General features: G+C 41.8%; 25 protein-coding genes and 1 pseudogene. 12 read left to right on the top strand and 14 right to left on the bottom strand.

Features of this window, described 5'->3' with window-relative positions; translation table 11 throughout:
• Positions 1–58: 58 nt before the first annotated feature.
• Positions 59–829, top strand: a complete 771-nt coding sequence (locus NOS7524_RS20700; RefSeq protein WP_015140434.1) for a lysophospholipid acyltransferase family protein — start codon at positions 59–61, stop codon at positions 827–829.
• A gap of 50 nt (positions 830–879) precedes the next feature.
• Here NOS7524_RS20700 and NOS7524_RS20695 read toward each other — a convergent pair whose 3' ends face one another.
• Positions 880–2,985 (bottom strand): S8 family serine peptidase, encoded by a 2,106-nt coding sequence (locus tag NOS7524_RS20695; protein WP_015140433.1) that lies wholly within the window; start codon positions 2,983–2,985, stop codon positions 880–882.
• Between the two features lie 175 nt (positions 2,986–3,160).
• Here NOS7524_RS20695 and NOS7524_RS20690 point away from each other — a divergent pair, with 175 nt between their 5' ends.
• The 4 genes from NOS7524_RS20690 to grxD all read left to right on the top strand — a co-directional run bounded on the left by NOS7524_RS20690 (position 3,161) and on the right by grxD (position 4,870).
• Positions 3,161–3,745 carry a hypothetical protein gene (locus tag NOS7524_RS20690; RefSeq protein WP_015140432.1) on the top strand — a complete coding sequence of 195 codons (585 nt, stop codon included), beginning with the start codon at positions 3,161–3,163 and terminating at the stop codon, positions 3,743–3,745.
• Between the two features lie 34 nt (positions 3,746–3,779).
• Entirely contained in the window at positions 3,780–4,067 is a 288-nt protein-coding gene (locus tag NOS7524_RS29630; protein WP_144050897.1) for a hypothetical protein, read from the top strand.
• A gap of 119 nt (positions 4,068–4,186) precedes the next feature.
• Positions 4,187–4,444, top strand: coding sequence for a BolA family protein (locus tag NOS7524_RS20685; protein WP_015140431.1), 258 nt, complete (start codon positions 4,187–4,189; stop codon positions 4,442–4,444).
• Positions 4,445–4,546: 102 nt separating this feature from the next.
• The gene (gene grxD / locus NOS7524_RS20680; protein ID WP_015140430.1) at positions 4,547–4,870 is read left to right on the top strand and encodes a Grx4 family monothiol glutaredoxin; all 324 of its coding nucleotides are present in this window, start codon (positions 4,547–4,549) and stop codon (positions 4,868–4,870) included.
• 318 nt (positions 4,871–5,188) lie between these two features.
• Here grxD and NOS7524_RS20675 read toward each other — a convergent pair whose 3' ends face one another.
• Positions 5,189–5,443 carry a DUF6761 family protein gene (locus NOS7524_RS20675; protein ID WP_015140429.1) on the bottom strand — a complete coding sequence of 85 codons (255 nt, stop codon included), beginning with the start codon at positions 5,441–5,443 and terminating at the stop codon, positions 5,189–5,191.
• 517 nt (positions 5,444–5,960) lie between these two features.
• On the opposite strand from NOS7524_RS20675, the gene NOS7524_RS20670 reads away from it, so the two are divergent.
• Positions 5,961–6,731 carry a response regulator transcription factor gene (locus NOS7524_RS20670; protein ID WP_041555876.1) on the top strand — a complete coding sequence of 257 codons (771 nt, stop codon included), beginning with the start codon at positions 5,961–5,963 and terminating at the stop codon, positions 6,729–6,731.
• Between the two features lie 299 nt (positions 6,732–7,030).
• Here NOS7524_RS20670 and NOS7524_RS20665 read toward each other — a convergent pair whose 3' ends face one another.
• The 4 genes from NOS7524_RS20665 to NOS7524_RS20650 all read right to left on the bottom strand — a co-directional run bounded on the left by NOS7524_RS20665 (position 7,031) and on the right by NOS7524_RS20650 (position 9,637).
• The gene (locus NOS7524_RS20665) at positions 7,031–7,789 is read right to left on the bottom strand and encodes an ABC transporter ATP-binding protein (RefSeq protein ID WP_015140426.1); all 759 of its coding nucleotides are present in this window, start codon (positions 7,787–7,789) and stop codon (positions 7,031–7,033) included.
• Between the two features lie 102 nt (positions 7,790–7,891).
• A complete protein-coding gene (locus tag NOS7524_RS20660) occupies positions 7,892–8,446 on the bottom strand; it encodes a hypothetical protein (protein ID WP_015140425.1) in 555 nt (184 codons plus the stop codon).
• A 149-nt stretch (positions 8,447–8,595) separates the two neighbouring features.
• On the bottom strand, positions 8,596–9,093 hold the full coding sequence (locus tag NOS7524_RS20655) for a DUF4079 domain-containing protein (RefSeq protein ID WP_015140424.1): 498 nt from the start codon (positions 9,091–9,093) through the stop codon (positions 8,596–8,598).
• Positions 9,094–9,244: 151 nt separating this feature from the next.
• Complete coding sequence (locus NOS7524_RS20650) at positions 9,245–9,637, bottom strand: DUF1830 domain-containing protein (RefSeq protein WP_015140423.1); 393 nt, start codon at positions 9,635–9,637, stop codon at positions 9,245–9,247.
• Positions 9,638–10,143: 506 nt separating this feature from the next.
• On the opposite strand from NOS7524_RS20650, the gene NOS7524_RS20645 reads away from it, so the two are divergent.
• From NOS7524_RS20645 to NOS7524_RS20630, 4 genes are all read left to right on the top strand, one after another.
• Complete coding sequence (locus NOS7524_RS20645) at positions 10,144–11,736, top strand: photosystem II high light acclimation radical SAM protein (protein ID WP_015140422.1); 1,593 nt, start codon at positions 10,144–10,146, stop codon at positions 11,734–11,736.
• 111 nt (positions 11,737–11,847) lie between these two features.
• Positions 11,848–13,242 (top strand): DICT sensory domain-containing protein, encoded by a 1,395-nt coding sequence (locus tag NOS7524_RS20640; RefSeq protein ID WP_015140421.1) that lies wholly within the window; start codon positions 11,848–11,850, stop codon positions 13,240–13,242.
• Positions 13,239–13,877, top strand: coding sequence for a pentapeptide repeat-containing protein (locus NOS7524_RS20635; protein WP_015140420.1), 639 nt, complete (start codon positions 13,239–13,241; stop codon positions 13,875–13,877). The genes NOS7524_RS20640 and NOS7524_RS20635 overlap by 4 nt, the downstream gene beginning before the upstream one ends.
• Before the next feature lie 348 nt (positions 13,878–14,225).
• Complete coding sequence (locus tag NOS7524_RS20630) at positions 14,226–15,827, top strand: IS1634 family transposase (RefSeq protein ID WP_083882662.1); 1,602 nt, start codon at positions 14,226–14,228, stop codon at positions 15,825–15,827.
• Positions 15,828–15,848: 21 nt separating this feature from the next.
• Here the strand turns inward: NOS7524_RS20630 and NOS7524_RS20625 are convergent.
• The 5 genes and pseudogenes from NOS7524_RS20625 to clpS all read right to left on the bottom strand — a co-directional run bounded on the left by NOS7524_RS20625 (position 15,849) and on the right by clpS (position 19,261).
• A pseudogene (locus NOS7524_RS20625) lies at positions 15,849–16,659 on the bottom strand (IS5 family transposase).
• Between the two features lie 571 nt (positions 16,660–17,230).
• The gene (locus NOS7524_RS20620) at positions 17,231–17,533 is read right to left on the bottom strand and encodes an RNA recognition motif domain-containing protein (protein WP_015140418.1); all 303 of its coding nucleotides are present in this window, start codon (positions 17,531–17,533) and stop codon (positions 17,231–17,233) included.
• A gap of 265 nt (positions 17,534–17,798) precedes the next feature.
• Positions 17,799–18,092: a hypothetical protein gene (locus tag NOS7524_RS20615; protein WP_041555400.1), complete on the bottom strand. Its 294-nt coding sequence runs from the start codon at positions 18,090–18,092 to the stop codon at positions 17,799–17,801.
• 2 nt (positions 18,093–18,094) lie between these two features.
• Positions 18,095–18,919: a CPBP family intramembrane glutamic endopeptidase gene (locus NOS7524_RS20610; RefSeq protein WP_015140416.1), complete on the bottom strand. Its 825-nt coding sequence runs from the start codon at positions 18,917–18,919 to the stop codon at positions 18,095–18,097.
• 60 nt (positions 18,920–18,979) lie between these two features.
• Positions 18,980–19,261 carry an ATP-dependent Clp protease adapter ClpS gene (gene clpS, locus NOS7524_RS20605; RefSeq protein ID WP_015140415.1) on the bottom strand — a complete coding sequence of 94 codons (282 nt, stop codon included), beginning with the start codon at positions 19,259–19,261 and terminating at the stop codon, positions 18,980–18,982.
• A 232-nt stretch (positions 19,262–19,493) separates the two neighbouring features.
• On the opposite strand from clpS, the gene NOS7524_RS20600 reads away from it, so the two are divergent.
• Positions 19,494–19,850, top strand: coding sequence for a hypothetical protein (locus tag NOS7524_RS20600; protein WP_015140414.1), 357 nt, complete (start codon positions 19,494–19,496; stop codon positions 19,848–19,850).
• A gap of 119 nt (positions 19,851–19,969) precedes the next feature.
• Here the strand turns inward: NOS7524_RS20600 and NOS7524_RS20595 are convergent, their stop codons facing one another.
• The 3 genes from NOS7524_RS20595 to NOS7524_RS29625 form a co-directional block, all read right to left on the bottom strand.
• Positions 19,970–21,142: a pyridoxal phosphate-dependent aminotransferase gene (locus NOS7524_RS20595; RefSeq protein ID WP_015140413.1), complete on the bottom strand. Its 1,173-nt coding sequence runs from the start codon at positions 21,140–21,142 to the stop codon at positions 19,970–19,972.
• A gap of 197 nt (positions 21,143–21,339) precedes the next feature.
• Positions 21,340–21,540, bottom strand: a complete 201-nt coding sequence (locus NOS7524_RS20590; RefSeq protein ID WP_015140412.1) for a hypothetical protein — start codon at positions 21,538–21,540, stop codon at positions 21,340–21,342.
• Between the two features lie 128 nt (positions 21,541–21,668).
• A complete protein-coding gene (locus NOS7524_RS29625; RefSeq protein ID WP_144050896.1) occupies positions 21,669–21,863 on the bottom strand; it encodes a hypothetical protein in 195 nt (64 codons plus the stop codon).
• Positions 21,864–22,020: 157 nt separating this feature from the next.
• Here NOS7524_RS29625 and NOS7524_RS20585 point away from each other — a divergent pair, with 157 nt between their 5' ends.
• A complete protein-coding gene (locus NOS7524_RS20585; RefSeq protein WP_015140411.1) occupies positions 22,021–22,335 on the top strand; it encodes an STAS domain-containing protein in 315 nt (104 codons plus the stop codon).
• Positions 22,336–22,464: the final 129 nt, after the last annotated feature.

The following is a 22,464-nucleotide window of genomic DNA, read 5'->3' as shown; positions in this document are numbered from 1 at the left end:
CGGTGTAACTACATAAATAATTTATCCCCGTATTCTACCGCTTAACGCAGCTACCGCCATGATGGAATTTTACTCTGTGTCTGATCCTTACCCAATAAACCCCACGGACAAACCGATAAATCCCCAGGTGGCTGTTAATAATACGCAAATTTCACCTTGGTTAACGCCTGTAGCGTATTTTTTGGGGCATCATATCCTGCTGCCATTGTTTTTTGGCAAAATTCAAATCACAGGACAAGAACATCTTCCCCAGTCTGGCCCCGTAATTTTAGCTCCCACCCATCGTGCGCGTTGGGACTCCTTACTTCTACCCTATGCTGTAGGTCGTTATGTCACGGGTAGAGATTTACAATTTATGGTGACTCGGACTGAATGCAGAGGGTTACAAGGTTGGTTTGTACGTCGAATGGGTGGATTTCCCATAGATCCTCAACATCCTGCTATTGCTACTCTGCGTCATGCAGTGGAAGTGCTGCAACAAGAACAAATGTTAGTCATTTATCCGGAAGGCAATATTTTTAGAGATGGCAAAATTCACCCCTTAAAGCCTGGAATTGCGCGTTTAGCTTTGAGTGCAGAATCCCACCACCCAGGACTGGGGGTAAAAATCATACCAGTTAGCATCAATTACAGTGAACCTTATCCAAGTTGGGGTACAGATGTAAGTATTCACATTGGTTCAGCAATTAATGTCCAAGATTATGTCAATGGGAAAGCGAAACAAAACGCCAAGCGATTGACAGAAGATTTAACAAAGTCGTTGCAAAAATTAAGCCATCCAGAACTAGCTGTTAGTAATCATGCTTTTGCAGAAATTACCAATTCTTGAGGGATTGGGAATTAGGGAAGATGAGGGAAACAAGAAAAAATAACTAATGACTAAACCCCTAAACTCAATTCCCAACTGTTGAGTTTACCGATATCTTGGGGTGCGTAGTCAATTAACCATAATTGCCAGCGCCCTTGAGCCGACTGTGAGAGTAACTGTTTGAGGATGGGATGCGATCGCAGTGTAAATGTAGTATTTAACTCGGTACGGCATCCTAAGGTGCGATTTTGCAGCAATACCTGTTGATGATTGGGGGCAATTAAATAAATTTCTAAATCGCCTAAAAAATCGTGTTTGATATTAACTGTTATTTGAATATCTTTAACTGCACTAGCTTCAGTAATAGCGATCGCACTCTTCACGCCCTGTCTATTGTTATCGGGAATCTCAATTGGGCTGGTATTACTCACCTTAACTTCTTTACCGGCAGCTGATGTATTTGCCTGCATCTGTAAAGCTGCTTGTACAGCCCTAGCGGCGTTCACCTTTCCGTAACCAAACCACTGAGAATGTCCATTTTCATTGTAAGTGCCTTCACGTAAACCCAATTGTGGATCAGTATCAGGGTCTACAATTTTATCTGCGGTTGTTTCTAAAATTCGTTTGACTTGTTGGGCGGTTAAGTCAGGATTTGCTGATAATACTAACGCCGCTACCCCTGCAACTACCGGTGTAGCACTGGAAGTCCCACCAAAGTTTTCCGTGAAGTTACCCGGATCATAACCAGCAGTCCCTATTTGGTCAGTTGTCAACATTCCCCTGCCAGTTAAGGAACTCATGATCATGGGTTGGGTATACAAAAAACCCTTCTCTGGAAATGACATACCTGGTGGAGCATTATTACTAGGCGCACATACAGAAATATTAGAACCCCAATTACTGTAGGCGGCTTTTTTATTCATACTCGTAGATGCCGCAATTGTCATGACATCAGGATGCACAGCAAAACCACCCAGCCAGTCCGTCAACCCTTGTAAAATATTGTCTGGCCAATTCTGCTCATAGATAGTACCGCTCACAGGGCGGTTGGCATTACCCGCAGCAAATAAAACTACACAGCCTTTACCATTGCGTCCTTGTTTAGCTGCTCTGGTAATCGCTGCCCGTTGACGCAAAGATAAGGGAAAGTAAACAGCAGAAGCTCCCCAACTGCAAGAAATGACACTAGCTCCTTTTTCAATCGCCCAGTTGAATATCTGCTCAATGGACTCATCATCTAAAAATCCTGTAGTACGAATAGGCATCAATGCACAACCAGGGGCAACTCCCACAATTCCCGTACCATTTTCTTCCGCCACCGCTAGCCCTGCACAGGCTGTACCATGACTATTAGCCTTACTACCATCAGGCAAAGGTAAAAAGTCATTGTCTCTCAAGTCTCTGGGGGCAACAATCTTGCCACTACCTTGAAAATCTGGGTGATTTAAATCAAAGGAATCATCAACTACAGCTATTACTACAGAACGCACACCCCTTGTAATATCCCAAGCCTGTTCCACGGCTATATGAGAACCTGCAACTAGCTCATAACCACCATTGTGATTGAGATACCATTGCTGAGTGTACAGCGTGTCACGGGGTCGGTAATGCGGCTCTGTCTGCACGAGTACATTCGCCTCAGCCGCTAATACTTCTGAGATACCTTGTAATTGGTTAGCAATTTTAACGGGGTTTTCTGTGGCGTGTTTACTCACCAGAAACACAAAAGCATTGGGTAAACCGAGAATTGGTTTATTTTGGATGAGGTGGAATGTAGCGGCGATGAGATTAATTTTGGCAGTATCTACACCATCGGCAAACTGAATTGTAATGTGGTCATCTAAATAAACAAAAGTCCCCGGATTATCCTTAACTGTGTAAGCATGACTGGCAAAAGCTACATTCTGGTCAGCACGCGCTTGGGCGATCGCCTCCTCAATTTGTGCTGGTACAACCTGAAATAGTTCTAATCGAGCCTGGGTAATACTGCGTTGCCAAATACCCCAACTAACCTGAGATAATTGTTGCACAGGAAAGTCGGTGACAAAACGGACGGTGAAGCGGTCTAAAGCTTTATCTAAGATTAATTCTTCACCACCCCGTTGGAGAACTAATCCCAAGCTATTTGCTGGTACACCTGTGGTTGATAAATCAGAGGAGTGATTGCGCTCGTTCATAAGGGCGATTGTGGTTGTTGCTGGGGCTATGGGAACTCTATGAAACCGATTTTCAGTCTAAATCACAGAAACTCAGTACGTAGCTGCGCTTTGTTAAAAACAAAAACAGAGTTAAGATACCCGAAGTTTCCCCACCTTGTTCTATTTCTTAATAGTTGTTGCACAAATTGACCCCATGAAAGTCGCTGCTCCTGCTTCTCTAATTCGTATAACTTCTCTATCGGTGATAGCAATTCTTGGTCTGCTAGCGCCTGTTAATGCTCAGAACCAAGTACAACCTATTGATCCTAATAGCCCCAATAACTTACGTCCTACTGCTCAAAATAACAGCCTGTTGAGCATTGCTGGTGGAGAACGTTTGATGAAAGAGGCGGAGCAAGCTGTCGCTGCTCAAAATTACGCCTTAGCTGCTAAAAAACTCCAAGAAGCGCGTCAGGTTTATAATCAGCTATCAAATTTTTATCAAGATTTAAACTCTAGCTTTTCTGGTATTGATATTCGTGTTTCTGATTCCCAACGTCAAAAGGCTCTCATGACGGCTCAAAAACGGGATGAAGCTACCTATCAGTTAGCATTGGTACATCGCGCTCAAAATCAGCCAGAATTAGCTGTACCTTTATTGGTACAAATTATTAAAAGTCAAAACCCTACAAGAGAATTAGGTAAAAAAGCTTATCAGCAGTTATTTGAGTTGGGTTTTGTTGATGCTCCTTACCCCAGACAAGGGGGTAGTGGTTCATCTTCATCATCGCAAAAATAAGTAGAGCAAGGGGCGCAAGGCTTTGCGCCCTTAGTTGATCTTAGGATGGGTTGATTCTGGTCATGAGCGATCGCAAATATCCGCCCACAAGTCTTACCTATCATCATTACCCCATCAGATCAGTCAACAACAGGGTGTTGGGGGTAGGGTGTGGGGTGTAGGGAGGACGGTATTGGTCGAGGCTTGGCACCTCGACCAATACAATCGTCTTGAGAAGACGAGGCTTGTATCCCTGTGGTGGTTCGATGCTCAATATCCCCTACACCCCACACCCCACACCCTGCACCCCGCCCCAACGGGGCATGGTCAAATTTCCATGTGACACCTAAAGAAAGTTGACAGTAACCATCAGTATTTTTTTGTTTTTTACCTATCCGTCTGGCAGCAGTATCTGGTCTATGATTTGTTAATAATAAGAAAGTAAGTTTTTTAGGAATTGCGATGATTACTCCGCAACAGGTTGAAGCAATGATCAAAGCGGAAATGCCAGATGCTCAGGTTCAGGTGCAAGACTTGACCGGTGGTGGTGATCACTATCAGGTGACTGTCGTCTCATCGCAGTTTGCAGGTAAAGGGCTGGTGCAACAACATCAGTTAGTCTATGGCGCGTTGCAACAAGCTATGTCCACTGAAGCTATCCACGCCTTGGCACTCAAAACCTACACTCCCGAAGCTTGGCAAGCAACAGCCGCTTCCTAGAATCAATAGTCAAATATTCCAGGTTTACTGATTAAACCATGATAATTGACTATTGCTACTATCGACTCTTAACTATTAACAACACTAGGAAACCCAAAGGCCATGACACCAGAAACCAAAGAGAAAATTGATAACTTAGTTCAACAAAATAAAATTATGGTTTTCATGAAGGGAAACAAGTTGATGCCTCAATGTGGTTTCTCTAACAACGTCGTGCAGATTCTCAATACTCTGGGCGTTCCCTTTGAAACAGTTGATGTGCTGGCAGACTACGAAATTCGTCAGGGTATCAAAGAATATTCCAACTGGCCGACAATTCCCCAGGTATATATCAATGGTCAGTTCATCGGTGGTTCCGATATCATGATTGAACTCTACCAAAAGGGTGAGTTACAGCAAATGGTAGAAGTAGCACTAGCTTCATAATATTTGCCATTCATCTTGTTTTAATTGCCCTGGAAATTAGGAAATGTGATCATGCTCCAATTTCAAGGGCAATTAATTAAATTAAATTATCAATGCTATAATAAATTTGTATATTTGCCGTGCTGGGCATAGTTAAAAACCCCTCAGAATAATTAATTAGCACAAATGTGCAGAATCTGAGGGGTTATTTTGATCAATTGTTGACAATTATTGATTAGATTCCCAAAATTCACACCAGCCGAGTGCTTGACCTAGGCAGATAATATGCTATAATCATCTGCGTTATATATGGAAGCTGTCATAACCTCTGAGCAGGATTTAGTAATAATCATGCTGCGGTTGGGGTTGAGGCTGTACCATAACAAAATTTGAGGCATCGTACAGGTAGCGACTTGCTTCTTCCTCCAAACGATGAATCAGGTAAGGTTCTATCACGTTGCTGTGTCGCAGTGCGGCTAGATAGCCATCCAAATACATCCTCATGTCATCCGTGCGATAACCGCGATTCCATAACTCGGCGAAGGCGTCGGTAATTCGTTGGTAATAGCGGATGGTTTGTGTGTCTTGGAGCATAACTGCTTTGTTGATCTCTTTGGAATGAGAATTGTAAATGATTCCGACTAAAATGTGAAGTGTTAGTTATTCTTTGACATCTATAACAATTGTTTGGATCTCCTCTGTGGCAATATCTCCAGCATCTACAGTATAGTTAGATCCTATTCCAGAAGCATCGCAATTAGATTATCTCATAAGCTATTTTTATACTTTTTTTCGGTGTAGCAGGCTGACTGGATCAGTTGGAATAAGTATTAATTCATCCAGAGTGAAGTTAGCTTGGCGTGTAATCAAGTTTATGCAAGTTGCCCTCATTCAAAAGTAGGAAATTTTTCCGAAAGAACTTTTGATTAAGTCTAACAAAAATTTAAGAATATTACTAACTTCGCCTTGGGCAAAATAGGAATGAACCAGATTGCCAACAATTTTTCTGAGTCAATGTCAGGAGAATTGCAATTGGAGTAACAAAGACTACAAAACCTTGAGCATGGGCTTGTTACTTTGAAATTCATTGATGCTAAGGGGTCTTGCAGCCGTGGGTTCGGTTTGTATTGAAATCATAGAGGGGAATCCCCATCTGAGGTCGTTACTAGGCTGGCACTTGCAACAGTTGGAATATAGGGTACATCAAGCAGCTAGCATTTATCAAGCAAGAGAAGCCTTTTTAAGCCATCAACCGACTTTAGTAATCTTAGATGCTGATTTGCCAGATGGCGACGGCATCGAGTTTTGCCGTTGGTTGCATCGTCAGCAACAGCCTTTAATCTTAATGCTATCTGCTCGTAGCAACGAAGCAGATATCGTTGCCGGGTTGAAAGCGGGAGCTGATGACTACTTGAGTAAACCTTTTGGAATGCAAGAGTTTTTGGCTAGGGTAGAGGCATTAGTTCGTCGTAAACGCACACCAACTGCACCAGCGTATTTAGATTACGGCACTTTGCAAATTGATTTAGTCCAGCGCCGTGTCCGCTTCCAAGGGGAGTTTATTGACCTGACTCCGCAGGAATTTAGTTTACTGTATGTTTTGGCACAAGCTGGAGGAGTGCCTTTAAGTAGATCGGAATTGTTACGCCGTGCTTGGCCGGATGCCATTGATAATCCGCGTACCATTGACACTCATGTTTTATCTCTACGGAAAAAAGTAGAACTTGATCCCCGTCAACCTAGCCTGATTCAAACTATTCGTAACGTGGGATACCGATTTAACATGGAAATTTTGAACGCGAATCCTCCGCAAACACCAACCAAGTTAGCAAAGGAGAGATTTAGTAATCCACGCTCAACCCTGAGTGGGAAAATATCATAGACAACAATCTGCTATTAGGCAGGAGACAGAGAATTTTAGATTTGAAATTTGAGATTTTGGATTGAAAATTTAACAATTCCAAATCTCGCAGTGCTGCGTCTACTTCTCTGTCAGAGAGTATGAGGCGATCGCTAAAGTCAAGGTAAAATTTAACATTCAGGGGGAAAAAGATTTCTGCACGTTTCATCTTTTTTCACATCCTTCTGTTTTTTTGTATCTTCCTCAATTGATATAATCACACAACAAAATTTCAAAAGAAATCAACTTTCATTCTTTTGATTTTTAACTTTTGAGTGCTTTTACTGACTCCATTCTTCATCTGCTTGAACTTGGGCGTGCATCAACCTTTCTCGCAAGCCAACCCAGTCAATGATGGAGGCGGTTTGATTTGTGAATAAACGTCCTTTTTGTAGGTACAATAGCCGCTGACAAAACATCTGGGTGAAATCCAATTGATTATTGACCATCAAAATTGTAGTTTGATGAGTTTGAGTAAGCTGGGTGAGGACTTGCATCAGATGGGAAGCTGTACCTACATCTAAAGCAGAAGTTGGCTCATCTAACAGGAGAATTTTCGGTTCAATGACTAAAGCACGAGCGATCGCTACTAGCTGTCTTTGTCCTACCGAAAGTTGTAATTCAGTACGTCCTAACCAATCATTGGGAATTTGCAGTTGTTCTGTCCAATGATTGACTTGTTGCTGAATCGTCTGTTTAGACAAACCACGCAAAACTAAAGGATACGCCAAAGCTTGCTGGACTGTCATCCCCAGTAGTTTTGGCTCTTGTAATACCAGTGTCACCATCTGGCGGAGTTTAATCGCCGAAATTTGGCGATAATCTTGATTTTCCAGATAAATTTTGCCACTATTGGGTTCACAGAGGCGGTTAATTAAGCGTAATAAAGAGGTTTTACCAGCACCAGTAGGGCCAGCGATCGCTAAACGTTCTCCAGGGAAAACCTCAAAGGAAATATCCTGCAAAATCGGGTATCCCTGAAGCTGAGTTTTGAGCTTGGCGAACAAATTAACTTGTTCTAGTTGTAATTGGACTGTCATTAATGTGGGGAGTGGGGAGTAGGGAGGAGCCACTGCGTTGGGGAGACAGTGCTGTGGGCGGGTTTCCCGACTTAAGGCAACTGTCGTCGGCTATGCCCATCTCTAATTAGCTAAAGCTGTAGTGATAGTCCAGCCATCTACCAACAATAGCAATAGTGTAAATCCTAATAAAATCAAATACATCCACGGCTGCGCCAAAGGGCGAACATCTGTGGTGTCTATACCTGTTTTAGCCTGGACTATATTTACTAACCGGGCAAATCCAGCTACTCGCATTGGTAGTAAATAAGCTTTGCCATCGTGACTAAGAAAATAATAAACTAATCCACCTTGACCAGTAGAACGAGGTTTTAGTTGTTTAACATCTGACCAAGGTAAAGACCAACCCTTACGGAAGAAGCTAGGAACCCAAACAGGATAAGAAACCTGGATTCCTTGATCATCTATAATAACTCGTTCAGTCAACACTGCATATAAGCCAACAAAGCCGATGCAAATTCCCACCCATAACAAAGCAGGAGGTGTGGGTGCGGCTGTTGCTTCGGCTAAAAAAGGTAATGGTGCTGTGAGTGCTACATAAAGACTCAACAGCGTTATCCGAATCAGAGGAGATAAACGAAAAATAGATGCTGAAGTATCAACTGAGTTTATGGTCACGGCTCAATCATCAATATATAAGCTCTTAAATTTAGTCTAACTGGCATCGCTGCACAGAGCATTGGGCATCTTTTCCCCTATGCTCCCCTGCTTCCTCATCCCCCAATCCCCAATCCCCAATCCCCAATCCCCAATCCCCAGTCCCCAATTCAAGGTAAATACTTCTGCACGACGCTCCAGCCAGTAAGTGACACCCAAGTAAAACCTAAGAATAAAATCATATTCACACTGATATGTAAAGGTCTAGCCCAAGGTCGTCTAGCACCAATTTGTGTTGCACTTGCAGCCGACACTAGAACTAATACCACCACTGTTAACCCAGCTGCCAAGTGTGGCGAGTGTCCCAAAGAACCAAAGTGACCTAAAGTGCCAACAATACCTATAGCCAGCAGTAGCAACACTAAACTGACCATGCTAATGCCGATGATATAGTGGAGCGATCGCCATACCCGTAGGGAACCGCAGAAGAGGTGGGGCGTAGCCCATTGCGCGCTGCTTCTAAACTGCTCAAAATTAGTGACATCCCGATCATTTCTCACCCGCCACATCCAAACCCCTGTAACCGCTAACAGTAAATAAGCCAGTATCGACAATCCCATCGACCAAGCAGCTATTTTCCATAACCAGAGAAATGAAGGTAGGTGCATAAGTATTTATTTTAGAGAAGATGGGGGGCAAAGAAGCAGAGGGCATGGGAGCAGGGGAGCAGAGGAGAATAATTCTTAACTATGGATTATTGACTAAAAATAAAAAAGGCTGCTGAATTCAGCAACCCTTAAATTGAACAAAATTATTTTTTTAATCAATTGATGCTAAACCAGCTGTTGTTAAGGGTTTGGTTGTATCACTGAGTTTTGTATTCTTTGACTTCACAATTGGTTTGGTACTAATAGGGTCTGTACCTATTGCATCTGTATTAAACTCACTACTGCTTGGTTCGTTGATGATCAAGCGATCGCACGGAATTGTGTCCGACAAAATTGCACTTGCCATCATCCCTGTATGAATCTCCATCTGAGACTCTAATGGAGCTTCAAACACGAGGCGTTGTCCAGGAAAAACCACCCTTTCAAAATACCAGTTCGGAATATTGGAGATGCGAGCAACCTGGATTTTGCTCGTGGCATTGACGTAGCAGCATAGAATTTTTCCTGATTGCTCAGGTGGTAGAGGATCTAGTATTTGAGCCATAACTGCTGAGGAGCTTTACGCCACAATTTTACATTACACCAGCAAAGTTAACACTTGCTGATCCCCATATGCTGTAACTCCGACTACCAACTGAAATTTTCTACGTTATTTCTATCTAAAGGTATGTTCAAGTTATGAAATTTTTATAAAAAATTATTACTAAGGAATAATTATACACTATAAAAGAATTTTTTTGAATTTTATTCTTGAACTCATCAATAGTTAATTCCAACAAGCCATTATTTTAAAGTCAATATAGTGATGATTTGTTTTTATCTATGCCTAAAACTTAGCCAGAGGGATCATCGCTTAACGCATGAACTCAATGTTATGGTAAAGATATATGAAAATTTTCCTCATAAAACCTCATCTATATTACTGATGTCAAGTAAATCCATTTATCAAGAATCTGTGTAAATGTCAAGTATGACTTGAGCAACTGGTAAAATCAACCCTTACTTGACTATCTAAAATCTTTCCTGACAATTTCCCCGACAAACGGCAAGATGGAAGTTAAAACACCGATTATGGAAAATCGAATCCTCTATGTTCGCCTTCCTTGTAACCCCATCTTTCCCATTGGGGTTGTTTATTTGAGCGATCATGTCCACAAGATTTTTCCCAATATCGAACAGCGTATTTTTGATTTGGGAACTGTTCCACCTCTAGACTACGCCTCGGCACTAGATAGTTGTATTGATGAATTTCAACCAACTGTATTAGTATTCTCCTGGCGGGATATTCAAATTTATGCTCCAGTGGGGGGACGGGGTGGCAACCCTCTGCAAAATGCCTTTGAATTTTACTATGCCAAGAATCCCCTCATTAAATTGCGGGGAGCATTGGGTGGTTTGCGAATTTTTATCGCCTACTATGTAGAGTTATGGCGCAACCTGGGATTGATTAAACGCGGTTTAAAACGCGCCCGCCAATATCATCATGATGCCCGTGCTGTTGTTGGTGGTGGTGCAGTCAGCGTATTTTACGAACAGTTGGGTAAAAGCTTACCTTCAGGAACAATTATTTCTGTAGGTGAAGGCGAAACCTTGCTGGAAAAATTCCTCAGTGGGAAAGAGTTTCGCGATGAACGCTGCTATGTTGTGGGAGAAGATAAACCACGCCAGAGACTAATTCACGAACAACCTACTCCCCTAGAAAAAAGTGCCTGTAACTACGATTACATAGAAACCATCTGGCCAGAGTTTAACTATTACCTGCAAGACAAAGACTTTTACATTGGTGTACAAACTAAGCGTGGTTGTCCCCATAACTGCTGTTACTGTGTCTACACCGTGGTTGAAGGTAAACAGGTACGCATTAATCCAGCCGATGAAGTAGTGGCGGAAATACGCCAACTGTACAATCGTGGGGTTCGCAACTTCTGGTTTACGGATGCCCAATTTATCCCCGCCCGGAGATTCATCGACGATGCTGTAGAACTCTTACAAAAAATTGTCGATTCCGGGATGACAGATATTCATTGGGCAGCATACATCAGAGCCGACAACTTAACACCAGAGTTGTGTGATTTGATGGCAAAAACCGGGATGAATTACTTTGAAATCGGTATTACTAGCGGTTCTCAAGAACTCGTGCGAAAAATGCGGATGGGGTATAATCTACGTACTGTCTTGCAAAATTGCCGTGATTTGAAAGCAGCTGGTTTTAACGATTTAGTCTCCGTCAATTACTCCTTTAACGTGATTGACGAACGCCCCGAAACAATTCGCCAAACTATCGCCTACCACCGCGAACTCGAAAAGATTTTTGGCGCGGATAAAGTTGAGCCAGCTATCTTCTTCATCGGCTTGCAACCCCACACCCACTTAGAAGAATATGCCTTTAAAGAAGGGATTCTCAAACCAGGGTATAATCCCATGAGTTTGATGCCATGGACAGCCAAAAAACTTCTCTGGAATCCTGAACCCCTGGGTTCATTTTTTGGCGAAGTGTGCCTACAAGCTTGGCGACAAAATCCCAATGACTTTGGACGGGAAGTCATGAACATCTTAGAACAGAAGTTGGGTTGTGCCGATTTAGAAGAGGCACTGTCAGCACCGATTGAAACGAAAGAGAAACAATTAGCTGGCGTATCATAAAAGACAGGGACTGGGGACTGGGTATTAAGAATAAATTCTCCCTTGTCCCCCTCATCTCCCTCATCTCCCCCTACTCCCCTGCTTCCTCTGCTGTTCTTGTGTCCAAATCCTATGTTAAAAGGTTCGATTTTAGAAAAACTGGAAACAGCCCATCGTCAGAGTATCAGGCCGATTCGCTTCGGAGTGTATTACAAAAATACCCTTGTTGCCTTGTGCCATGCTTTAGAAGACCATATCCTAAACGATGACAGCACACCTTTGGTAATTACTGCCTTCCAACGGGGAAAGTGGTATTTGCAAGAAGCAGAAAGATACGCAGACATTGCCAAGTCTAGCCGCCAGATTGTGATCATGGCAGCACCGGATGCAGGCTTTGCTGAACATCCCACTAGCCAATTGCCAAGTGTAGACTTAGTAGGATTAGATACATCAGATCCGGTAGCGCAAGAATGGCACTTAATCATCCTATCGCCAAAATACACAGCAATGGTACTTTGTCAAGAGTTGTCGGCTGCGGATTATGGCGCAGGGGGAGTACCTAATTCGGATTTAGAGCGCAAATTCTATGGCTTATGGACATTTGAACCAGAATTGGTGCAAGAAACGGCAGAGTTGGCGATCGCTCACATTCAGCACTACAATCCAGAATTAGCGAAAAAACTGACAACTTTGCAACAGACTATTTCACCGTCTGTAATTACCTCAGAAGGTTTGAGTGCTGTCGTCTCCCGCGTTGTTAATTACCTCCAAACCGGGAAAGAGCAATTATCAATTTCTACAGCACTACGCCAACAAGCCCTAGATAACAACCTCATTTCCAACGAAGTGCAAGCATTTTTGCGGATGGCTCAATTGATGGACTTAGCGGATGTCAACAACCCAGCCGCCGCCGCAGAAGTTGCCGCCCTAGCAGAAATAATGGGGCAACTTTTAGATTTACCTGCATGGCAAATTAAGCGATTAAAACTAGCAGCATTATTACACCGCATAGATCCACTCCGTACAACAAAAAGCGTTCTCACGCCTGGCGCATCCACACGCCATGAAGAAACAGCCCCAAGTTTACCCTTGAGTTGTCCTCTAGTTCCAGGGGCGCAAGTCTTGCGAACCATGCCCAGACTGCGGGCAGTGGCTCAAATTATCACCCATCAAACCGAATGGTGGGATGGTACAGGAGAACCAGCCGGGTTAGCTAGCGATGAAATTCCCCTAGAGTCAAGAATTTTGGCTTTAGTTACCGAGTTTCAGGGGCAAGTCAATCAGAAGAAAACTTCTCAACTGAGTCGAGAAGAGATATTTACCCAAGCTTTGGCAGAATGTAAACAACAGTGCGATCGCTTTGACCCTAAACTGGTAGATGCCCTCACTTTATTAGTCATGGGCTTGCAACAAGGACTCGACTTACCTCTAATGACAACCAAAGTCAGCACAGGTATATGGCTACTGGATTCCCGATGGGATAGCCATAGCCAAACGAATCAGGAGATGAGTAATTACCGCCGATGAATATAGAAGCCATTAAACAAGGAAAACTTAAACAACTACCAGGGGTTAATTTAGAAGATGAGGAACTCTCTCAACTAGATTTAAGCAACATCAATCTAGCAGGCGCTAACCTTGTAGGCACTGATTTTTCAGGCTCTAAACTCGAAGGAGGGCATTTACAAGGCGCAAATTTAATGGGGGCAAATCTCCAAGCAACAGATTTGCGGGCGCACCTGATGGGAGCTAACTTGATGCAAACAGATTTAACAGGCGCAGACTTACGAGGTAGTAACTTAAGGGGTGCTAGCTTGATGGGTGCGAAACTCAGCGAAGTATCTTTAGCTGGCGCTTTTTTGAGTGGTGCGAATTTAATGAATGTTAACTTGCAAGGAGTCGATTTGCGTGGTGCTGACTTAAGGGGTGCTAACTTGACAGGTGCTAATCTTAAGGGTGCAGACTTAAGCCGTGCTGACTTGCAAGGGGCATTATTGAGTGAGGCAAATTTGGAAGAAGCCGACTTACGCGGGGCGAATTTGGCAGGAGTAAATTTAACAGGAGCAAACTTACTGTGTGCAGAATTAGAAGGTGTGAACTTGCAAGGCGTTAATTTAGACAAAGCCTGCATAGTAGGTACCCTGCTGGAAAAAGTTTCTTAACTCAGTAGATAGACAATATCTTGCATCTCTGGAAATTCCTAGAAATGCTACTATTATGAGCTTTTTCTAATTTTTTTAACCCACCTTCCGCACCCTAACTGTCACACATCAAGCAAAGCCAGCAAAGTAGTACACAAGAACTAAAGTCAATTCAATTGCTAAGAGAGGTAATGAGAATAAGTTGCATTAAAATCGACAGGGGGAGTGAGAAAGTGAAGTTTTGCCGCAGAGATAAAAGAAAGGAAAAGAAAAGTTCAGAGAAAAAAATTAATTGCTCATAAAAAGATAAATGAGAAAATCACAACAGAAGCTGTGGAGAAATCTGTTGTGCAATTGCCACCCCAAGAAATGGAAATTCAGAACATAGACCATCTAGGGATAGTAGCAGGAATAATAGATAGGATAGGATTAGTAGAAATAATCAATGAATTAATAGGAGTTGAAAAAGGAGAAAAAATCAGTTCAGGTCATGTTGTCAAAGCCATGATATTGAATGGGTTAGGATTTGTATCCAAACCTTTATATATGTTTCCCAAATATTTTGAAACAATAGCCTGTGAGCATTTAATGGGAGTAGGAGTAAAACCAGAATATCTCAACGACGATAAGCTGGGAAGAGTCATGGATAAACTATTTATCAAAGGACTGGATACAATATTTTCTATCATTGCCTTAAAAGCTGCCCAAAAATTTGGTGTATCTCTGTCATCATCACATTTAGATTCGTCATCAATGCACGTACATGGGCAGTACAACACCAGATTACCAGAAGTAATATTTGAGAATCAACAAATAGGAAATACCCAAGAATCAGAAGAATTAGTAGTAAAATCACCAAAAGAGATTACCATCACCTATGGCTATTCCCGTGACCATAGACCAGACTTAAAACAATTTATCATAGAACTAATATGTTCGGGAGATGGAGATATACCAATATTTTTAAAATTAGCATCTGGAAATCAAGCTGACTCATCCTGCTTTGGTCAAATAGCAGTAGAGTATCAAAAACAATTAGAAGTTGATAGTCTCATAGTTGCAGACTCGGCTTTATACACAGAATCAAATCTGAAATTAATGTCGGATTTACGTTGGTTATGTCGAGTGCCATTAACCATTAAAGCAGCACAATCATTAATATCAACATTAGCAGCATCAGAATTTATTGATAGTAACTTACCAGGATATAAATTTGCTGCAAAAATTGTAAGTTATGCAGGAATAGAGCAAAGATGGTTGGTAGTGCAAAGTCAAGAGCGAAAAGCATCAGACCTGCGTAAACTTTCACAAAAAATTACGAAAGCTGAATCGAAAGCTGTTCTTGAGTTAAAAGAATTATCAAAAGATAAATTTGCTTGTGAGGTTGATGCTGTCAAGGCATTAACCAAACTATCAAAACAATTTAAATACCATCAAATTCAGTCGAGCCAAGTTACTGAAATCAAGTTCAAAAATCAAGATAATCAAGTAGAAACAGCATACCAAATATCAGCGACAGTTTCCCAGGACGAAAGTAAAATTAACACAGAAGTTCTGGGTGCAGGACGTTTCATTATTGCCACTAATGTTTTAGATTTAAATGAACTTAGCAATGACTCGATGTTGAATGAATATAAAGCCCAGCAGTCTTGTGAAAGAGGATTTGCTTTCCTGAAAGACCCATTATTTTTTGCCGACAGTATTTTCCTCAAAAGTCCAGAGAGAATAGAGTCATTGGCAATGATTATGGGTTTATGTCTGCTAGTTTATACCTTGGCTCAACGTCAAATCAGGACTGCACTCAGAAAATCTCAATCAACAATTAAGAATCAGTTAGGTAAATCGACTGACCGCCCCACTTTACGCTGGATTTTTCAATGCTTTCAGTCTATTCATTTAGTTAAATTTAAGAATGAAAAACACATCTCTAATTGGAATCCCGAAAGAGACTTTATCTTAGAGGATGTTTGAAAAGTTTTAGGGAGTCAAAAATTAAGCCAATCGCTTCACCATAATACGGATCATTGCAAGATAGATAAAAGTTTCTGAGGTTTCGGGCAATAATTCATAATCTCTGACCAATCGCCGACATCCCATGAACCAGCCAAAAGTGCGTTCCACCACCCAACGTTTTTTGAGTAAAACAAAGCCCTTGCTTTGCTCTGGTCGCAGCACCACCTGTACAATCCAGCGACAAAAATTCATGACCCACTGCATGAACGGTTCCCCATCAAAGCCACCATCAACCCAGATGGTGGTTAACCGAGATTGTGGCTGAGACTGTTTAACTCGTTGGAGAACTTGTTTGCCTCCTTCTCGCTCACCGACATTGGCTGCTGTTACCAAAACCCGCAGCACTAACCCCAAGGTATCAACGGTCATAAATCTCTTGCGTCCTTTGATTTTCTTGCCAGCATCAAAGCCTACTGATTGACTCACCATTGCCGCACTCTTGACGCTTTGGCTATCAATTATCGCTTCCGATGGACTCGGATGACGTTCAATTTCGATTCTCGTCCACTCTCGGAGACTATCGTGAATGTGCAACCATGTCCCGTCTTTACGCCAGTTTCGGAAATATGTGTACACTGTTTGCTCTCGTAGGAAAGTCCCCAGGTAGCGTAGGCGTAGCCCGCCGTAGGCATCGCCATCTCACTCCTTCTAGCAGGATGTAAAAAATTGCATTCAGGACTTCCCACATATCGACTTCACGCTTACGACCACCCGGTTTCCCTTCTGGAATCAAGTCGCTAAGAAATTCATATTGTGCGAGGCTCAGGTTACTGGGGTAAGCTTTACTCATGTCGCTCTCTCGGTGCTGTTGATTATCTATTCACAGCGTATACTGAGAGAGCTTTTTTACAACATACCTGACTTTTCAAACACCCTCTTAAATCTTTTACCTGATGATTGTTTAATTTATTATCAATTAGCCAGCTAACTCTTCTCTCTATTAATTTTATTTCTCCAATATCATGAGCTAATCTCTTTGATTCATAGCTCTTTTTCTTTTTGCCAATAATTTAGGTTTTTCGCAGGCTTTATGAGTCTAATTTATCATTTTCCTCTTCAACGTCTTCTTTTATTTATCTCTCACTCCTTCCTATTCCCTTAGTTCTTATTGGTACTTATTGAGAATAGGTTTTGATGCCATTTTTGCTGGTTTATTGTTACTCAAATGTCTTTTGACACTCAGTATGTCTGTTTTTATTCTCACTTCGATGTTTCTTCTCCGTTATTTCACTCTGTGATACTTATGGGTGCGGAATGTGGGTTTTAACCAAAAAAGCTCAAGCATAAATACTTGAGCCTCTAATACATTAAATTAACTTGTTCAACTAATGGATTAGCTCAAGTAGCTAAACCCGTTAACCTTAGTAACGGTTACGTCCACCGTAGCCGCCTCGATTGCCACCACCAAAAGAATTTCTATCTTCCTTGGGTTTAGCTTTATTTACTTTCAAGTCTCTTCCCATCCATTCTGCGCCATCAAGAGCCTCAATGGCAGCTGTTTCTTCAGCATCACTACTCATTTCCACAAAACCAAAGCCGCGTACACGACCTGTTTCACGATCTGTAGGTAACTGAACCCGTTTGACAGAACCATATTCTGCGAACACAGCATTGAGACTATCTTCTGTAACGTCGTAAGAAAGATTGCCTACATAAACTGACATAAATTGTCTCCGAAATCATAAATGTGTAGAGATTTAAGTTTCGGAGAAAAGTTTGTAAATACCAAAAACAAAAAGCCTGTCAATACTAAAAACAAACGCTATTAACCGAATTAACTCTCACTTTCTATGATGACATAGCAGAGAACTTTTTGGGGAGAAATTCCAAAAATTTTACATAAATTCATATAAACAAGTACATCTAAGTATTAAAGTCTCCTTAGCCTGGTTCATTTTTATCCATATAGTTTGGTTTTCTCCCGCCGATTTACTTTTTAAAGAAACTACAAATCATCTCACCGGGGCTATTCTGCGTAAATTGAATTACAGTCCTATCTCTTTGCAGCTTAAATCTGCCGCGACAGTTGTAAATTTCAACAGGTGTTTTCACTCCATCAACACTTACAGCCGCTTGATACTCCCAATATTTTTTTGCACTACGCTTAATACTGAGAATGCAAATCTGATGATCTTCATAATTGCGGCATACCATAGCCCAAGCTGGAGAGGTGTCAGAGAAAGAAAATATCAATAGTAGTAAAATCGCCATCCATTTAATCATAATTAACCTTTCACACACCGCCTCCGCATCCATAGGGCTAATATACTCATAAACGCTACCCCCATCACTCCTTGTAGGGGATTTTGATTTATACCCGTTACCCAATCAGGAACTTGTCCTGAATATTTCATTAATCCTCCAACATTAATAATGTAGTAACCCCAAACTAAACCACCATGTAAACCTATTGGTAAGCCCAAGCGTCCCCTCCGCCAACGTTTTCCCCATACCTGCGTTAACCCCAGCAATACTAAAGCGGGAAATTGGGGCAGAGTATAAATAATGGCTTCTAGTGGTTTGATGAAATGCAACGCGGCAAATACTACAGCATCTGTCCACAATGACACACTATTGCTATAGTCACGTTCTAATTCATCCAGCAACCAGCCACGAAATAGTAACTCTTCTGCAAAACCCACACCTAAGCCGACAATAAAACCTTCTAAAACTATTTTGAGTAAAAAAACTTGCGGTTGCTGCCACACTAACCAACCCAAAAAACCTTGTAGCCCAAATAAGATGGTAATGTTAATTATTCCTAGAACTAAACCACATAGCAGTTCTACACCGTTACGCCGTGTGAATTGTAAGCCATAGTTCCACAAAATTTGAGGTTGCTGATAGACATTTTGACCCCATAGCCTGAGCAGCATAATAAACTCTGCATATAGCAACACCATTGTCAATATGCTGACTAAGTTAGGATCATCCACTAACAGATAAATTGGTGCGGCTATGGGCAACCATAACAATAATAAAGCCAAAATAAAACAACCCAGCCGGATAGGGGCAGGGCGTTGAGCTAAATTGACAAGATTGATTTTCATACTGAGTTGAGTCAAAGAGCCATAAATCAATAATTCCAGATTATGACTAATGACTCATAACTATTCATCAGGTTCTATTGTGCTGCTTAAACCATGACTTTTTAACGTTTCACAATAAAACTCTGCGTGTTCTTGAGCGCAGGTAATGACTAGGGCTAACCCGTTGGTATGGGCTTCCATCATGATGCTAACAGCCTGGGGCTGGGTGAGGCTCGGCACTGTGGTTAGTAGTACCTGCACAACATACTCCATAGAGTTGTAGTCGTCATTATGGAGCAAAACACGATACCGAGGCGCGAGCTTACGGGTTGTGGAACGCTTCTCAATGGTTTCGACTGACACAGCTTTTGCTCTTTGATTTTTGATTTACTACAACAGAGGTTCTGTACTAGCGATCGCTTAACAGTTATTCACTTATTTTATAGCATTTTTACCAAAACTTTATGGCAGATCAAAATTTTGCTGCCGATAATCTACAACTTTTTTGGGGAATACTGTACTCTCACTTTTAGAATAAAGGTACAGGAAACCGCAAAATAACCCGTGCTATTGCCCTAGCTAGGTGTTGATCAACATGAGTGTCGAATTTCAACCAGGACAAATTGTATCTTTAGAGCATAGTGACAGGAATCTATATGCAGAAGTGATTCAATTTGTGGTTTCCCGCCAACTATGCTGGGTACGCCCACTGTTATTAGTCACTCATACCCCAGAACAGCCAACAATTACGGACCTCCGAGATGGTTCTGACCTACTTTGGCCTAGTGAGTTGTTTCGACCAGCCCTAGATACTGAGGTGATTACCCTGTTGAGTCAGATTTTGGTCAAAGAACCAAAGCCGGAATTAGACACATTAGCCAAGCAGCAACTCCATCAGTTTATTCATCAACTTTGGCAAGCTTATCAGGAGGGAGTGGGGAGTAGGGAGTAGGGAAGAAGCAGAGGGGCAGAGGAGCAGGGGAGGCAGGGGAGGCAGGGGGAGAGAAATCCCATACCCTATGACCAGTCCCCAGTCCCCAATCCCCAGCCCCAGTCCCCAATCCCCAGTCCCTAAGCATACCGAATTCCGGCATCTTGCATTCTTTGCATTGCTTCTTGTAAGCGTTCATCAGGAATGGTGAGGGCAATTCTGATATGACCTTCCCCTGATGCGCCATAACCATTGCCTGGAGGAACCATAATCCCGCATTTATCTAACAGTAAGTTGGCAAATTCAGATGAGGTATATCCTGGAGGTACAGGAACCCAAATGTACAGAGTGGCTTTTGGCGGTGCAATCGGCCAACCTAAAGCTTGCAATCCTTGAATCACTATGTCACGTCGATTTTGGTAAACTGACATCAAGCTTTGCAGTTCGGTTTCATCAGTGGCATAAGCTGCGATCGCAGCTTTTTGGATGGCTTTAAATACCCCTGAATCTACGTTGGTTTTGACTTGGCTTAACCCTTTAATCCCATCGGCGTTACCTACCACAAACCCAATCCGCCAACCTGTCATGTTATAGGACTTTGACAAACTGTGAAACTCAATTGCTACATCCTTAGCACCCGGAATTTGCAACACACTTGGCGGTTTGTAGCCATCGTAAGCCATTTCTGAGTAAGCATGGTCATGACACAACAAGATATCGTACTGCCGACAAAACGCCACTAATTCCTCAAAAAACTCTAAAGTTGCTAAAGCCCCGGTTGGATTATTGGGGTAGTTAATCCACAAGATTTTTGCTTGCCGAGCTACTTCTTCCGGAATAATATTTAAATCTGGTAAAAAATTATTCTCTGCCTTCAGGGGCATGGTAAAAGGTTCGCCCCCAGCAAAGATGGTAGCAGTTCGATACACAGGATAACCCGGATCTGGTATCAGTACATAGTCCCCCGTTTCTACGAAGGCTAAAAAAGTGTTATGTATTGCTTCCTTGGAACCAATGGAAGATATCACTTCGGAATTAGGGTTTAATCCCATTACCCCAAATCGCCGTTCCATCCACTTAACTGCGGCCTCACGGAATGCTTGCATACCCTGATAAGGTGGATAGTTATGATTGGCAGTGTCATCAATCGCTTCGTGCATTGCCTGGAGAATATGAGCAGGAGTTGGCTTATCTGGATCACCTACTGCCATATTAATGATGTCAATTCCTTGGGCAACAAGTTCTTCCCTTTTACGGTTAATTTCAGCAAATAGATAAGGAGGAATTTTTTGTAAACGTTTAGCAGGCTGCATGGCGACTTGTTACTAATGCAAAAGTGGATGCTCATTAGCACAGTTTAATGCACACCTTGTAACTAAATAGTAACCATCATCAAAAAGTACCAGCAATCAAAACGCTGCTGTAACTCAGCAATTCTCAAATTGAGTGTTTCTACATTATTGGCGAAATTAAGTTTTTATAGAGAAAAATACTGAGACGATGGCTAGATTTAGTATCCCCAACTAGGAACCAGTTGAACACGTCCGGCATCCATCTCAGACATTAATAATTCCAGGGCTTCGTAATCCACATCAGATATATAGCCTTGTGCCGTCAATTCTGAGTTGATTTCATTTTCTATTTCTGGAGTTAATTTTTTAATATCAAGTGCTTTTTCTACCAACTGACGAATTACGTATTTAGTTCTCATAAGTAATGAACCTGCATTCGGTGATACTAAATTATCGAAGATGAAGTTAAGTATAAAATGTGATCTAAATTCCGCAATACCAGTGATTTAGATCACAAATTAGTTCGGTAGATAATTCCTGGTTAAATTTACCAATAGTCATGCCAATAAACGGCGATAAATACACCTGACCAATTACGGAATTCTGGCTGAATCTGTTGTAGTCGTAGTTCAGCCTGACTTTTCTGCATAATTGTGGATGACGCTTGGACTGACTTCTGCTTTTGGGCTATACCATGTCGATTTTTTTGTAACTTTAATGAAAAAAATGTATATATAAACACATTTCACCCTGGATTTATGACAATCTTTAAACAAGCCCTGTCAAAAAATAAAGATTTAGCAAAGAGATTTAGGACATATGGTCGATGTGAAAGCAAACAGTTTATGTTCAAATAAATTCAAGCTTCACGGTTCAATAACTCTAATTAGGATGTTCATATGCAAGCAGTAGTAGAGAGTCCGAAAAGTGTAGTTATTAGTCCTCAAGGGTACTTGAATGCCACCAACGCCTTAGAATTTGAGCGAGATTTGTCTACAACTTTGGCTCAGAATGATGTTTCTAGCCTGTCAGTAGACTTAAGCCAAGTGGAATCTTTAGATAGCTCTGGACTAATGGCCTTAGTTTCTGCCCTCAAAGTAGCTCAGAGTCTAGGCAAGGGTTTCCGATTGGATGCAGTTTCTCCAGCTATTAAAATTATTTTTGAATTGACCCAATTAGATCAAGTTTTTCAAATATGTGAAGAGAAAAATTAGTTGGCAGTAAGATAATTATTTACAAATACGGCACTGTATGCTAACACGAGCTATGGTTTCTGAGCAAGCGAGTGTAAAGGAGTTGTAAGTTACAGCAAGAAAGCCGACAGCAAGAGCTAATCAATGCTA

The sequence above is a fragment of the Nostoc sp. PCC 7524 genome, assembly GCF_000316645.1.
Classification (GTDB): domain Bacteria; phylum Cyanobacteriota; class Cyanobacteriia; order Cyanobacteriales; family Nostocaceae; genus Trichormus.
Note: the sequence above shows the minus strand (reverse complement) of the source record. Positions and strands in the feature narration are given on the sequence as shown.

Coding starts and splice junctions, on each gene's coding strand:
- NOS7524_RS20585 (WP_015140411.1), top strand. CDS start 22,021: ATGCAAGCAGTAGTAGAGAGTCCGAAAAGTGTAGTTATTAGTCCTCAA.
- NOS7524_RS20685 (WP_015140431.1), top strand. CDS start 4,187: ATGATTACTCCGCAACAGGTTGAAGCAATGATCAAAGCGGAAATGCCA.
- NOS7524_RS20600 (WP_015140414.1), top strand. CDS start 19,494: ATGAGTGTCGAATTTCAACCAGGACAAATTGTATCTTTAGAGCATAGT.
- NOS7524_RS20630 (WP_083882662.1), top strand. CDS start 14,226: ATGGAAATTCAGAACATAGACCATCTAGGGATAGTAGCAGGAATAATA.
- NOS7524_RS20640 (WP_015140421.1), top strand. CDS start 11,848: ATGTTAAAAGGTTCGATTTTAGAAAAACTGGAAACAGCCCATCGTCAG.
- NOS7524_RS20655 (WP_015140424.1), bottom strand. CDS start 9,093: ATGCACCTACCTTCATTTCTCTGGTTATGGAAAATAGCTGCTTGGTCG.
- NOS7524_RS20590 (WP_015140412.1), bottom strand. CDS start 21,540: ATGAGAACTAAATACGTAATTCGTCAGTTGGTAGAAAAAGCACTTGAT.
- NOS7524_RS20695 (WP_015140433.1), bottom strand. CDS start 2,985: ATGAACGAGCGCAATCACTCCTCTGATTTATCAACCACAGGTGTACCA.
- grxD (WP_015140430.1), top strand. CDS start 4,547: ATGACACCAGAAACCAAAGAGAAAATTGATAACTTAGTTCAACAAAAT.
- NOS7524_RS20620 (WP_015140418.1), bottom strand. CDS start 17,533: ATGTCAGTTTATGTAGGCAATCTTTCTTACGACGTTACAGAAGATAGT.
- NOS7524_RS20675 (WP_015140429.1), bottom strand. CDS start 5,443: ATGCTCCAAGACACACAAACCATCCGCTATTACCAACGAATTACCGAC.
- NOS7524_RS20690 (WP_015140432.1), top strand. CDS start 3,161: ATGAAAGTCGCTGCTCCTGCTTCTCTAATTCGTATAACTTCTCTATCG.
- NOS7524_RS20615 (WP_041555400.1), bottom strand. CDS start 18,092: ATGATTAAATGGATGGCGATTTTACTACTATTGATATTTTCTTTCTCT.
- NOS7524_RS20645 (WP_015140422.1), top strand. CDS start 10,144: ATGGAAGTTAAAACACCGATTATGGAAAATCGAATCCTCTATGTTCGC.
- NOS7524_RS20610 (WP_015140416.1), bottom strand. CDS start 18,919: ATGAAAATCAATCTTGTCAATTTAGCTCAACGCCCTGCCCCTATCCGG.
- NOS7524_RS20595 (WP_015140413.1), bottom strand. CDS start 21,142: ATGCAGCCTGCTAAACGTTTACAAAAAATTCCTCCTTATCTATTTGCT.
- NOS7524_RS20665 (WP_015140426.1), bottom strand. CDS start 7,789: ATGACAGTCCAATTACAACTAGAACAAGTTAATTTGTTCGCCAAGCTC.
- NOS7524_RS20650 (WP_015140423.1), bottom strand. CDS start 9,637: ATGGCTCAAATACTAGATCCTCTACCACCTGAGCAATCAGGAAAAATT.
- NOS7524_RS20635 (WP_015140420.1), top strand. CDS start 13,239: ATGAATATAGAAGCCATTAAACAAGGAAAACTTAAACAACTACCAGGG.
- NOS7524_RS20700 (WP_015140434.1), top strand. CDS start 59: ATGATGGAATTTTACTCTGTGTCTGATCCTTACCCAATAAACCCCACG.